Genomic DNA, 12,955 nt, shown 5'->3' with positions numbered 1-12,955 from the left:
GACCGGGGCGGCAGCCGGTAGGTTGACCAGTGTGACCGAATCGACGAACGCGGGCGACGCCGCCCCCCTTGAGGTTGACCTTTCCCCCCGGATGACCGGCCCATTCGGTTTCCGACGCATCCCCGTGGCCAAGGTCTGGCCCGTCATCGAAGGCGGCGCCTATGCCGTCAAGGCCGCCGTCGGCGAGCTGATCCCGATCCGCGCCAAGGTGTTCCGCGAAGGCCACGACGCGGTGAACGCCTCCGTCATCCTGACCAGTCCGTCGGGCGTCGAGACCCGTGTCGACATGACCCCCACCGAGCCGACCGGCCTGGACGGCTGGGAGGCCTGGGTGCGTCCGGACGCCGAGGGCTCCTGGACCTTCCGGGTCGAGGGCTGGTCCGACCCGTGGGGCACCTGGCACCACAACGCCGAGGCCAAGCTGGCCGCCGGCATCGACCTCGAACTGGTCTGCCTGGAGGGTAAGGACCTGCTGGAGCGCACCGCCGTCATCGCCGACGAGGCCGGCGACCCGGTCGAGGCGTCCATTCTGCGGGCCACCGCGCAGCTGCTGATTCCGCAGCGCAAGGCGTCCGACCTGCTCGAAGTGGCCAACGGCACCGGGCTGGCCGAGGCGATGAAGGCCTACGGCCCGCGCGAACTGGTCTCCCCCACCGCCGACTTCCCGCTCTGGGTCGACCGCAAGCGGGCGCTGTTCTCGTCCTGGTACGAGTTCTTCCCGCGCTCCCAGGGCGCCAGCTACGACGCGAACACCGACACCTGGACGTCCGGCACCTTCGACTCCTCCCACGAGCGGCTCGAGGCGGCCGCCGCGATGGGCTTCGACGTCATCTACCTGCCACCCATCCACCCGATCGGCAACGCGTTCAAGAAGGGCAAGAACAACACCCTGGACGCCACCGACAAGGACCCGGGCTCGCCGTGGGCGATCGGCAGCGCGGACGGCGGCCACGACGCCATCCACCCCGACCTGGGCGACTGGGAGTCGTTCGACCGGTTCGTCGCCAAGGCCAAGGAGTTGGGCGTCGAGGTCGCGCTCGACTTCGCCCTGCAGGCCAGCCCCGACCATCCCTGGGTGACCGAGCATCCCGAGTGGTTCACCACCCGGATCGACGGCACCATCGCCTACGCCGAGAACCCGCCGAAGAAGTACCAGGACATCTACCCGATCAACTTCGACAACGACCCGGTCGGCATCTACAACGAGGTGTTGCGGCTGTTCAAACTGTGGATGAGCCACGGCGTGCGGATCTTCCGGATCGACAACCCGCACACCAAGCCGGTCGAGTTCTGGGGCTGGATCCTCGACCGGCTGCGGGAGACCGACCCGGACGTGATCTTCCTGGCCGAGGCGTTCACCAAGCCCGAGATGGTGCACGCCCTGGGCAAGGTCGGCTACCACCAGTCGTACACCTACTTCACCTGGCGGACGACCAAGTGGGAGATCGAGGAGTACCTGCGCGAGCTGTCCGGCGAGATGTCGCCGTTCTACCGGCCGAACTTCTTCGTCAACACCCCCGACATCAACCCGTTCCACCTGCAGTCGGGCAACCCGGCGATCTTCGCGATCCGGGCGATCCTGGCCGCGACGCTGTCGCCGACCTGGGGGGTCTACTCGGGCTTCGAGCTGTTCGAGCACGAGGCGCTGGCGCCGGGGCGCGAGGAGTACCTGAACTCCGAGAAGTACGAGTTCCGGCCCCGCGACTACAACGCGCAGCCGAACCTCAACCTGCTGATGGGCACGCTGAACTCGATCCGGAAGGCGCATCCGGCGCTGCAGCAGCTGCGGCAGATCCACTTCCACCACGCCCCGCACGACGCCGTGATCGCCTACTCCAAGCGCGACGGCGACGACGTGATGATCGTGATCTGCAGCCTCGACCCGGACAACGTTGTGGAGTCGGACCTCTACCTCGACATGGCCGCGCTCGGTCTGCCGGGCAGCGAACTGGTCACGCTGCGGGACGAGTTGACCGGCGCGACGTTCACCTGGGGAGAACGCAACTACGTGAAGCTCAGCCCCGGCAGCCCGGCCCACATCCTGCACGTTCAGAACTCGTTCTGAGCACGGGAAGCACCGTGCGAAGCTGTTGCCGGGAAGGCTTTCCTGACAGGATGGCCAGGTGAGCGAACAGCCGCTGGCCGCGTGGTGGGGGGTGATTTCGGACGCCCGCTGGTTCGCCGGCAAGGGTCTTTCCGGGGCGCTTGTCGAACTGACGGCACTGCCCTGGCTGACCCCGCCGGGGAGCCTTCCGGCGGTCCGGACCGAGATCGCCACCGTCCGCTACCCGGGCCGCGCCGACGAGCACTACCAACTGCTGGTCGGCTACACCACGAACCCCGCGGCGCCGGTGGTGGCCAGTGTCACCGACCCCGGCCTCGGCGTGCTGCAGGTCGTCGAGGCGCCGGGGGACGCCGGCTGCATGCGGGCCCTGCTGGCTGCGCTGACGGCGTCCGATCACCCGGCGATGGAATGGGCGGACGCCGCCGCGATCGATCCGGACGCCGCGACGCGGGTCTGGGCCGGCGAGCAGAGCAACACCACGATCTGCCTCGGCGACGACCGGATGTTCAAGCTGTTCCGGCGGCTGGAGGCCGGCCGCAACCTGGACGTCGAGGTGCTGGCCGCGCTGAACGGTTCGGGCATCACCCCCGCGCTGTACGGCACCCTGACCGGCGCGTTGCCCGACGGGCAGGGGGCCGATCTGGGCATGTTCGTGGAGCGGGTGCAAGGCGTCCGAGACGGCTGGGAGTGGGCCTGCGAGGCGTGTGCGGAAGGCCGCGAGATCGCCACCGAAGCCACCCAGCTGGGGCGGGCGCTGCGCGGTGTGCACGCTCGGCTGGCGCAGGCCTTCGGCACCTCGACGAGTTCCGGCGCCGGTGTGGCCGAAACGATGGCGACACGACTGGACGCCGCAGCGGGCGAGGTCGGCGCGCTGGCGTCCGTACAGGAGACGGCGCATGGCGTCCTACGGGAGCTGGCGGCGTCCAAGCTGGTCACCCAACGGGTGCACGGCGACTTCCATCTCGGCCAGACGCTGCGCTCGTCCGACGGCTGGACGATCATCGACTTCGAGGGCGAACCGCTCAAGTCGCTGGCCGAGCGCCGGCAGCCCGACAGCGTGTGGCGCGACGTCGCCGGCATGCTGCGCTCCTTCGACTATGTTCGGGGAGCACACCACGATCCCACCTCGAGCCAGGCGCGCGCCTGGTGCCGCTCGGCGTGCGGAGGCTTCCTGGACGGGTACTGCGACGGTGCCCTGCCGGAGGCTTCGGTGCTCGACGCCTACGTGCTTGACAAGGCGATTTACGAGGTGGTGTACGAAACACGCAATAGACCCAATTGGGTTCACATCCCGCTCGGTGCGGTCCATGATGTCGCAGGACGGACGGCGCTGTCCGCTACGCACAACCAGGAGGAGAACTGATGGCACACGATCCAAACGGTGGCTTGGCCGGCTGGGATCTCGAAGGGTTCCACAGCGGTGGCGACACCGAGGTCTGGCGCCGGCTCGGGGCTCACCCAGTCACTCTGCACGACGACGAACGGGGCGAGATCCACGGCACCCGCTTCGCGGTATGGGCGCCGAACGCCCAGGCCGTCCGGCTGAACGCCGATTTCAACTGGTGGACCGGCGACGCGATGCAGCTGGTGCCCGGCTCCGGCGTCTGGGCGATCTTCGTCGAGGGCGTCGGCGACGGCGTCCTGTACAAGTACAACATCCTCGGCGCCGACGGCGTCTGGCGCGAGAAGGTCGACCCGATGGCGTTCTTCGCCGAACAGGCACCGGCCAACTCGTCGATCGTCTACACCAGCCAGTACGACTGGGGCGACGAGGCCTGGATGACCCAGCGGGCCGCGACCCGTCCGCACGAGGCGCCGATGTCGATCTACGAGGTGCACCTCGGCTCGTGGCGCAAGGGCAAGACCTACCTCGAGCTCGCCGACGAACTGGTCGAGTACGTCACCTGGCAGGGCTTCACCCATGTCGAGTTCCTGCCAGTCACCGAGCATCCGTTCGAGCCGTCCTGGGGCTACCAGGTGACCAACTACTTCGCGCCGCAGTCGCGACTGGGAAGTCCGGACGAGTTCCGGCACCTGGTCGACCGGCTGCACCAGGCCGGCATCGGCGTGATCCTGGACTGGGTGCCGGGCCACTTTCCCAAGGACGAATGGGCGCTGGGCCGCTTCGACGGCACCGCGCTGTACGAGCACGCCGATCCCCGCCAGGGCGAGCACATGGACTGGGGCACCTACATCTTCAACTACGGCCGCAACGAGGTGAAGAGCTTCCTGGTCTCCAACGCCCTGTACTGGGTGACCGAGTACCACATCGACGCGCTGCGGGTGGACGCCGTGGCGTCCATGCTCTACCTCGACTACTCGCGCAAAGACGGCGAATGGGTGCCGAACCAGTTCGGCGGCAACGAGAACCTGGAGGCGATCGACTTTCTGCGCTACGTCAACAAACACCTCTACGAGCGGGTGCCGGGCGTGTGCATGATCGCCGAGGAGTCCACCTCGTTCGGCGGCGTCACCAAGCCGGTCGACCAGGGCGGTCTGGGCTTCGGCTTCAAGTGGAACATGGGCTGGATGAACGACTCGCTGCGCTACCTGGCGCTCGAGCCGGTGTACCGGCAGTACCACCACCACGAGATGACCTTCGCGATGGTCTACCAGTACTCGGAGAACTTCGTGCTGCCGATCAGCCACGACGAGGTCGTGCACGGCAAGGGATCGATGATCAACAAGATCCCGCAGGATTCCTGGCGGCAGTTCGCCACGCTGCGAGCGTTCTACTCGTTCATGTGGGCGTTCCCCGGCAAGCAGTTGCTGTTCATGGGCTGCGAGTTCGGGCAGCGCACCGAGTTCAACGAGGCGACCTCGCTGGAGTGGTGGGTCTCCGACCTGTGGGGCCACCACGGCCTGCAGCGGCTGATCAAGGACCTCAACGCCCTGTACGCCAAGCATCCGGCGTTGTGGAAGCTGGATTGCGACCCGGCCGGCTTCCGCTGGATCAACGCCGACGACGCCAGCGGCAACACCTTCAGCTGGGTGCGCTCCGACGGTGACGGCGAACAGATCGCGGTGGTGGTGAACTTCTCCTCCGAGCCGTGGCACAACTACAAGGTCGGGCTGCCCGCGGCCGGGGTCTGGAAAGAGATCCTGAACTCCGACGCCGGTATCTACGACGGTTCCGATTCGCACGGCAACCTCGGCCAGGTCGAGGCCCACGAGGAGGAGTTCAACGGCTTCGAGGCGGCCGCCACGATCACCGTGCCGCCGCTCGGCGCGGTCTTCTTCCGGCACGAGGCGTGAGCACGGCTCCCGACGAGTTCGAGGTCCAGCTCCAGGCCGCCGACGGTGTCGGCGTCCTGGAGTGGTCCGGGCGGGCCTCTCAGGAGACGGTGGACCGGGCGGTCAGCCTTGCCGCGGACGACGGGCTGATCGTCCGTGGGCTGCGCCGGATCGAGGTGTCGCTGCCGGCGTCCGATGTGGTCGGACGCCGGGCGTTGCAGCGGGCCGGTTTCCGGCTGGAAGGCACCCGGCGGGAAGCGCTGGCGTTGCCGGACGGCAGCTTCGGCGATGTCGTGATGTACGCCCGGCTGGCCAGCGACCTGGTCTATGGTCCGGGCGGTTTCACCGGCGTGATGAACTCGGTGCTGCCCCGGAAGCGGCTGATCGCGCACGCCCTGATCACCGATCCGTGGGACCGGGTCTGTCTCATGGAGACCACCTTCAAACCCGACTGGGAACTGCCCGGCGGCATCGTGAACCCGCGGGAATCGCCGTGGGCCGGCGCCGTCCGGGAGATCGCCGAGGAGATGTCCCTGGACGTCGGTGTCGGCCGTGTCCTGGTGGTCGACTGGCTGGCCCCCTACCTGGGCTGGGAGGACGCCGTCGAGCTGATCTTCGACGGCGGCGTCCTGACACAGGAGCAGATCGAGGCGATCGTGCCCGACCCCGGCGAGATCCGCGCCGTCCACTGGCTGACGCCGGAGAAGGCCGCCGACAAGATGGCCCCCTTCGCCCGCGGCCGGATGCTGGCCGCAGTCTCCTGCCGGCTCGGTGGCGGCACCCAATACCTCGAGCGCGGACTCCCCCGTCGCGACTGACAGCGCCACCCCCGCTGGTCGAGCTTGTCGAGACCCCGCTCCGGGCCTGATCCACTTCGCCCTGGTTCGGCGTCCTTCACCTGGTTTGAACCACGGAAAGGACACCGAACCAGGGTGATGTGTCCTACCCGATGGTGCAGATGGTCGGCAATGAATATGGTGACCGGATGAAGGTGCAGAAGGTTCCGAACCTCGGTTCAGACACGATCGAGGCCTCCGATGCCGAGGACGCACCCACGGCGATCGTCCCTGGAAGCCCGCGGAGCGCCAACCTCGCCGCGTTGGTCAGCGAACTCGAGGCGCACTACGGCCCGGCTGATCCCGCTCTAGTCGCGGAGTTCGAAGAAGTGCTGCGGTAATGACGCTGATGCCGGACCGGCGGCCCGGCTCTGAACGCCATTCGCGGCTTCCGAGATTTCGACTTCGCTCCGCTTCGGCGTCCTTCACCTCGTTTGAACCACGGAAACGACACCGAACCGGGGCAACGTCGTATCCGATGGCGTGGACGGTTGGCGCTGAATATGGCGGTCGGATGAAGGCGCGGAGGACGCGGAGCCTCAACTCGGACGCGATCGTAAGCAACGGGGATGTCCTCGTCGACCCCTGTCCGCTGTTACACGCCGAGCAGTTGGACGACCAACATGATCAGCAGAATCACACCGTGCGTAAGCATCGTCACCACCCCTCCCGATGTGCACCCATGCCTCATTCGCGGGCCTTCGGACTAGGCGTCATGCTAACAGTTTGCGGACATCCCTCCGCAGGGGGTTTCCACGGGAGCATCTCCGCCCCATGAACGTTGCATCTTCCCTTGTCAACGCCCTGCGACCCGGTCGGCTTTCCGCGCGCTAATACCTTCAGAACACCGCCCCATTGGGAATTCCTTGCCCGCTTTGGTCGGCAGTACCCGGTCTTGCCGTTGAGCGTGGTTCCCCCGCGTCGCGACGAGTGCACCCGACCGGAACAGGTGCACCACGACCTGATCGACTATCGCGGGTCGGGCGGAACTCCTCCATTAGGTCGAGAGCCAGGCCTGGCTGATTGCGCTTGTCAGCGCCAGCACGCCGGTCGAGCCGGGCAGAAACCAACGCCGACATGCACTCGCCTTGTACGGCGTCGCCATACGACAGCGCCGCATTGACCACATCCCGTCGAGGCCGTCGGTTGCGTCCGGTGAGGCTGAGTTCGGCAGAGAGCAGTGCCCCGAGTGCATCGACGTGGCCGCGAGCCCCGGCTCCCTCGACCCTCATCAGTTCCTCCGCGTTCATCGCGGTAGACGGCAAGAGAGACCACCGCCCCGATCATGCTGATGCACGGCGACCGCCGAGATCAGAACAGGGCACTCATCAGGTCTCGGCGGGCCTTCAGCACGGCCGGGTCGGAGGGCCCGACGATCTCGAAAAGTTCCAGCAGCCGCACTCGGACGGTGTCGCGGTCGGAGCCTGTCGTCTCGCGGATCAGGGCGATCAGACGTCCGAACGCCTGATCGGGACGGCCGGCGAGGATCTCGAGGTCGGCGGCGGCCAGCTGGGCGTCCACCGACGTGGGTTCGGACGCCGCACGCGCCAGCACTGCTGCCGGGTCGCTGCCGCCGGCGCGGGCCAGCAGTGCGACCTGGGCGCGTCCGGCCTTCGCCTCGGGATCGTTCGGGGTCTGCGCCAGGATCTTGTCGTACTCGACGACGGCGCCGGCGAAGTCGCCGCGGTCCAGTGCTGCGTCCGCGGCCGCGAACCGGGGATCGGGCTCGTCGCTCTCCCCCGCGCCGCCGGCGACCGGGTCGGCGCGTCCGACCAGGCCGTTCGAGGCGGCGACCTGCAGCAGCTGAGCGATGACCGCCTCGGCCTCGGCCTTCGACCGGGTGCCCTGGAACAGCGGCGCCAGCTGGCCGGCGACCACGCCGATCACGGTCGGCACGGCCTGAATGCCGAGGGCCTGCGCGATCGTCGCGGACACGTCGACGTTCACCCGGGCCAACAGGTAGGCGCCGGCGGCGGCATTGGCCAGCGCGATCAGGTCGTCGGACAGGGCCTGGGCGTTGGCGCGCGGCGAATACAGCTCGACCACGACCGGGTGCCGGCCGGACAGCTGCATCACCGCTTCGAAGTTGCTCTCGTCGACCTCGATGACGAACGAGGCGCCGGGCGGTACCGGCGGCGCCTTCGCGGCGGCGGCGATACCGGACAGGTCCATGGCGCGGGAGGTGAACTTCGGCAAGGTCATGGCCTCATTGTGTCAAAGTTGGCGGGTGAGACCGGCACCGCTCATCGCGATCATCCAGCATCAGGACGAGTGCCCGCCGGGCCGGCTGGCCCAGTGGCTGACCGAGGCCGGCGCCCAGCTGGCGATCGTCCGCGCCGACCTGGGCGTGCCGCTGCCCGATCCCACCGAGTTCGCCGGACTGATCGTGCTCGGCGGGGTGATGGGGGCGACCGACGACGGGGTGGCGCCCTGGCTGCCCGCGGTGCGGGCTCTGATCGCCGCGGCAGCGGACGTCGGCGTCCCGACCCTCGGCATCTGCCTGGGCCACCAGCTCGCCGCTGTCGCGTTGGGCGGACGGGTCACCCGCAACCCCAACGGCAAACAGCGCGGACTGACCCCGATCGGCTTCACCCCGACCGCCGGCGACGACCCGCTGTTCGGTCCGGACCCGAACCTGTTGCGCGGCGTCCACAGCAACAACGACATCGTGGCCGCCCTTCCGGACGCCGCCACCGTTCTCGCTCTGGCACCGGGCGGTGAGATCCAGGCCGCCCGGTTCGCGGCGACCAGTTGGGGCGTCCAATGGCATCCCGAGGTGGACGAGGAGATCTTCGCCACCTGGTGTGCGCTCGATCCGCCCGCGGACGAGACCCACGCGCAGCAGGCCATCGCCGAGGTCGCGGCCGCCCGCGACGAACTGGACGCCGCCTGGCGTCCGCTGGCCGAACGATTCGTCGAGCTCTGCGCCACCACCTCGAACCTCTGATACCCCCTCCTGTGGTACGGAGGGACGGTTCTTTTCGGTCCACCTCCGGTACGAAAAGAATCGTCCCCGCGTACCGGGATTCACCCGACCTGCGGACGAACCGTGTGGGGGCTCGCCGTGCCGGTCCCACGTTGGCATGATGGCACCTATGGTTCACGAACGCGCCGGGCAGGTCGCACTGCCTGAAGACCTCGTCGATGTCGACGCAATGATCGCCGCCTATTACGACCTGGTACCGGATCCGAACAACATCGATCAGAGGGTCGTCTTCGGCACCTCGGGGCATCGCGGCTCCAGCCTGAAGACCTCCTTCAACGACCTGCACATCGCCGCCACCACACAGGCCATCGTGGAATACCGCGCCTCTCAGGGCGTGGACGGCCCGCTGTTCATCGGCAAGGACACCCACGGACTGTCCCTGCCGGCGTGGAAGACCGCATTGGAGGTGCTGGTCGCCAACGGCGTCGACGTCCGGGCCGAGAACGACGACGACTACACCCCGACCCCCGCGGTGTCCCGGGCGATCATCGTCTACAACCGCGATCACGAAGGCCCACGGGCCGACGGCATCGTGGTCACCCCCTCCCACAACCCGCCCACCGACGGCGGCTTCAAGTACAACCCGCCGCACGGCGGACCGGCCGACACCGACGCCACCTCGGTCATCGCGGCCCGCGCCAACGAGTTGATGGCGGCACCGGACGGCATCAAGCGCGATCGTCCCTACGACGCGATCGCCGACGGCGTCGTCCGGCACGACTACCGGACCGCCTACTGCGAGGACCTGAAGAACGCCATCGACCTGGACGCCATCCGGGCCGCCGGCCTCAAGATCGGCGCCCATCCGCTGGGCGGCGCCGCCGTCCAGTACTGGCAGTACATCGCCGACAACCTCAACATCGGCCTCGAAGTGATCGACGCCACCGTCGACCCGGCCTGGCCGTTCATGACGCTGGACTGGGACGGCAAGATCCGGATGGACTGCTCCAGCCCGTACGCGATGGCGTCGCTGATCGCCAACAAGGACAACTACGACATCTCGACCGGCAACGACGCGGACTCGGACCGGCACGGCATCGTCACCCCCGACCACGGGCTGATGAACCCGAACCACTTCCTGGCCGTGGCGATCTGGTACCTGTACACGCATCGTCCCGGATGGAAGCCGGACGCCGGTGTCGGCAAGACCCTGGTCAGCTCGTCCTTCATCGACAAGGTGGCCGCCGATCTGGGCCGCACCCTGGTCGAGGTGCCGGTCGGCTTCAAGTGGTTCGTGCCCGGCCTGATGACCGGCGACATCGGCTTCGGCGGCGAAGAGTCGGCGGGGGCGTCCTTCCTGACCCTGGACGGCCAGACCTGGACCACCGACAAGGACGGCATCCTGCTCTGCCTGCTGGCGTCCGAGATCCGCGCGGTGACCGGCAAGTCGCCGTCCCAGATCTACGCCGAGATGGAAGAGAAGTACGGGAAGAGCGCCTACGCGCGGGTGGACGCCCCGGCCAACCGCGAGCAGAAGGCCAAGCTGGGCAAGCTGTCGCCGGACGACGTCACCGCCACCGAGCTGGCCGGGGAGCCGATCGTGGCGAAGCTGACCAAGGCGCCCGGCAACGATGCGCCGATCGGCGGCCTCAAGGTGGCCACCGAGCACGCCTGGTTCGCCGCCCGTCCGTCTGGCACCGAGGACGTCTACAAGATCTACGCCGAGTCGCTGAAGGGTCCCGAGCATCTCGCTCAGGTCCAGGCCGAGGCCCGCGAGGTCGTCAACGCCGCCCTCGGCTGAGATTCCCCGCTGTTCGAATAGGACGCGCCCTCGAGCATGGCTCGGGGGCGCGTCCTTTTCACAGGGTCAGGACGCCGGACCGGCCGCGATCTCGTTGAGTTCGCGGCGTTGCCGTTCCAGTTCCAGCAGCGTGGCGAACATCCGGTTGTAGCGCGGCTGGTCGTCCACCGGATTGGTCCGTTGCAGCTTCGACTTCAGCTCCGCGATGGTGCGCGCGACGCTCAGCAGCCGGAGCTTCGCCACATATTCGGCGGCGTAGCCGGGGCTGGCCGGACGCAGCAGTGGCTCGGTGGTCAACGCCGCCACCACCGCCGACACGGTCGGATCGGCCTCGGTCGCGACCACGGGCTGCGGCCAGTCGCCGCCGGGTACGCCGGCGTCCGCGATGGCGGTGAAGATCGCCCGATAGGTCGGATGGGTGAAGTCGTCGGCGCCGACCTCGTTCCAGCCGGATGCGAACACCTCCGGGGCCCGCAGCATCAGCCGCAAGGTGCCGCGTTCCACCTCCAGCCCGCGGTCGCGCGGGTTGGGCATCGGCAGCCCGAGCAGGCTCGGCTCGTCCGGGTGCGCCGGCTCGGGCGCGGGCGGTTGATGCCGTTCCTGGTGCGCGGCCGGCAGCCGGCGGCGTCCGGCCCGGGCCACTTCGCGGCGTACCTCGTCCACCTCGGCACCGAGCATCTTGGCGAGTTCATGGATGTAGCCGTTGACCAGTGAGCTGTCCCGCACGCTGCTGACCAGCGGTGCCGCGGCGCGCAAGGCGCCCAGCCGTCCGTCGACCCGGTCGAGGTCGAAGCCGGCGATGGTGCTGGCCATCACGTACCGGTAGAGCGGCTCGCGGCGTCCGACCAGTTCGCGGACGGCGGCGTCCCCGTGCTGGATGCGCAGATCGCAGGGGTCGAGCCCGGTCGGTTCGATCGCCACATAGGTCTGCGAGATGAAGTGCTGGTCGCCGGAGAACACCTTGAGCGCGGCGGCCTGCCCGGCCGCGTCGCCGTCGAAGGTGAAGATCACCTCGCCGTTGAGGGCGTCCGTCGATCCGATCAGCCGGGACAGCAGCCGGGCATGATCGTCGCCGAACGCGGTGCCACAGGAGGCCACCGCGGTGTCCACGCCGGCCACATGCGCGGCCATCACGTCGGTGTAGCCCTCGACGATCACCGCCTGGTTCTTCTTGGCGATGTTCTGCCGGGCCAGGTCGAGCCCGTAGAGCACATGCGACTTCTTGTACACGGGCGTCTCGCGGGTGTTGATGTATTTGGCCGGCATCCGGTCGTCGTCGAACAGCCGCCGGGCGCCGAAGCCCAGCACCGAGCGGCCGGCGTCCCGGATCGGCCAGATCAGCCGGGCCTGGAAGTAGTCCCAGCCGCCGTCGCGGATCAGGCTGGCCTTGACCAACTCGTCGTCGGTGAATTTGTGGGCCCGCAGATGCTTGGCGAGTTCGCGTCCGCCCATCGGCGCGAAGCCCACCCCGAAGTGTTCGGCGGCGTCCCGATCGAAGCCGCGCTCGGAAAGGAACTGGCGGCCGGCGACCGCGTCCGGGCTGGTCAGCTGGTCGGCGAAGAACTCCGCGGCCAGCCGGTTGGCCTCCAAGATCCGGGAGCGCAGCCCCGGTTCGACCCGGACGCCGCCGCCACCGTCGGTGTAGCGCAGCTGGACGCCGACCCGGTCGGCGAGGAATTCGACCGCCTCGACGAAGTTGCAGTTGTTGATCGCCTGCACGAAGCCGATCACGTCGCCGCCGACGTTGCAGCCGAAGCAGTAGTAGAAGCCGCGGGCGGGCGTCACCCGGAACGACGGGGTCTTCTCGTCGTGGAACGGGCACAGCCCGACCAGCGCTCCCCCGCCGCCGGGACGCAGGGTGACATAGGAACCGACGACGTCCTCGATCCGGCTGCGCTCACGGACGGTCGCCAGATCCTCCTCGTTGATCAAGCCCGGCACACCCGGCAGTGTACGCAGCGGCACAGACATTTAGATTGAGTGTGTGCCCCGCGGGTGGGCCGAGGCCACCGACTGGAACGCCTGGCGATTCCTGAAGAGTGAGCGGCTGTCCGCGGGGCCGGCCCGAGGTTCGGCCGGTGTCTCTGTTCGGG

At 68.4% G+C, this 12,955-nt stretch carries 10 protein-coding genes; 7 read left to right on the top strand and 3 right to left on the bottom strand.

All coding sequences use genetic code 11. The annotated features are described in order from the left end of the window. Positions 1 to 91: 91 nt before the first annotated feature. The 5 genes from QM619_RS15735 (at position 92) to QM619_RS15715 (ending at position 6,476) form a co-directional block, all read left to right on the top strand. Complete coding sequence (locus QM619_RS15735; protein WP_415110858.1) at positions 92 to 2,065, top strand: alpha-1,4-glucan--maltose-1-phosphate maltosyltransferase; 1,974 nt, start codon at positions 92 to 94, stop codon at positions 2,063 to 2,065. A 58-nt stretch (positions 2,066 to 2,123) separates the two neighbouring features. Next, positions 2,124 to 3,428 carry a phosphotransferase gene (locus QM619_RS15730; RefSeq protein WP_415110855.1) on the top strand — a complete coding sequence of 435 codons (1,305 nt, stop codon included), beginning with the start codon at positions 2,124 to 2,126 and terminating at the stop codon, positions 3,426 to 3,428. After that, positions 3,428 to 5,320, top strand: coding sequence for a 1,4-alpha-glucan branching protein GlgB (glgB, locus tag QM619_RS15725; protein ID WP_415110852.1), 1,893 nt, complete (start codon positions 3,428 to 3,430; stop codon positions 5,318 to 5,320). Before QM619_RS15730 ends, glgB begins: the two co-directional genes overlap by 1 nt. Continuing rightward, positions 5,317 to 6,117: an NUDIX hydrolase gene (locus QM619_RS15720; RefSeq protein ID WP_415110849.1), complete on the top strand. Its 801-nt coding sequence runs from the start codon at positions 5,317 to 5,319 to the stop codon at positions 6,115 to 6,117. Before glgB ends, QM619_RS15720 begins: the two co-directional genes overlap by 4 nt. Positions 6,118 to 6,248: 131 nt before the next feature. Next, the gene (locus QM619_RS15715) at positions 6,249 to 6,476 is read left to right on the top strand and encodes a hypothetical protein (RefSeq protein WP_415110846.1); all 228 of its coding nucleotides are present in this window, start codon (positions 6,249 to 6,251) and stop codon (positions 6,474 to 6,476) included. 498 nt (positions 6,477 to 6,974) lie between these two features. Here QM619_RS15715 and QM619_RS15710 read toward each other — a convergent pair whose 3' ends face one another. Both QM619_RS15710 and QM619_RS15705 read right to left on the bottom strand, forming a co-directional pair. Further along, positions 6,975 to 7,385 (bottom strand): CRISPR-associated endonuclease Cas1, encoded by a 411-nt coding sequence (locus QM619_RS15710; RefSeq protein WP_415110844.1) that lies wholly within the window; start codon positions 7,383 to 7,385, stop codon positions 6,975 to 6,977. A 61-nt stretch (positions 7,386 to 7,446) separates the two neighbouring features. Next, positions 7,447 to 8,337, bottom strand: coding sequence for a tetratricopeptide repeat protein (locus QM619_RS15705; RefSeq protein ID WP_415110841.1), 891 nt, complete (start codon positions 8,335 to 8,337; stop codon positions 7,447 to 7,449). Between the two features lie 25 nt (positions 8,338 to 8,362). Between QM619_RS15705 and QM619_RS15700 the strand changes: the two genes are divergently transcribed. Both QM619_RS15700 and pgm read left to right on the top strand, forming a co-directional pair. Then, positions 8,363 to 9,082: a type 1 glutamine amidotransferase gene (locus QM619_RS15700; protein ID WP_415110838.1), complete on the top strand. Its 720-nt coding sequence runs from the start codon at positions 8,363 to 8,365 to the stop codon at positions 9,080 to 9,082. A 148-nt stretch (positions 9,083 to 9,230) separates the two neighbouring features. Beyond that, entirely contained in the window at positions 9,231 to 10,862 is a 1,632-nt protein-coding gene (gene pgm / locus QM619_RS15695; protein WP_415110835.1) for a phosphoglucomutase (alpha-D-glucose-1,6-bisphosphate-dependent), read from the top strand. Between the two features lie 66 nt (positions 10,863 to 10,928). Here pgm and dnaG read toward each other — a convergent pair whose 3' ends face one another. Further along, positions 10,929 to 12,821: a DNA primase gene (gene dnaG, locus QM619_RS15690; protein ID WP_415110969.1), complete on the bottom strand. Its 1,893-nt coding sequence runs from the start codon at positions 12,819 to 12,821 to the stop codon at positions 10,929 to 10,931. Positions 12,822 to 12,955 lie beyond the last annotated feature (134 nt).

This window comes from Micropruina sp., from assembly GCF_047606665.1.
Lineage (GTDB): Bacteria > Actinomycetota > Actinomycetes > Propionibacteriales > Propionibacteriaceae > Micropruina.
Note: the sequence above shows the minus strand (reverse complement) of the source record. Positions and strands in the feature narration are given on the sequence as shown.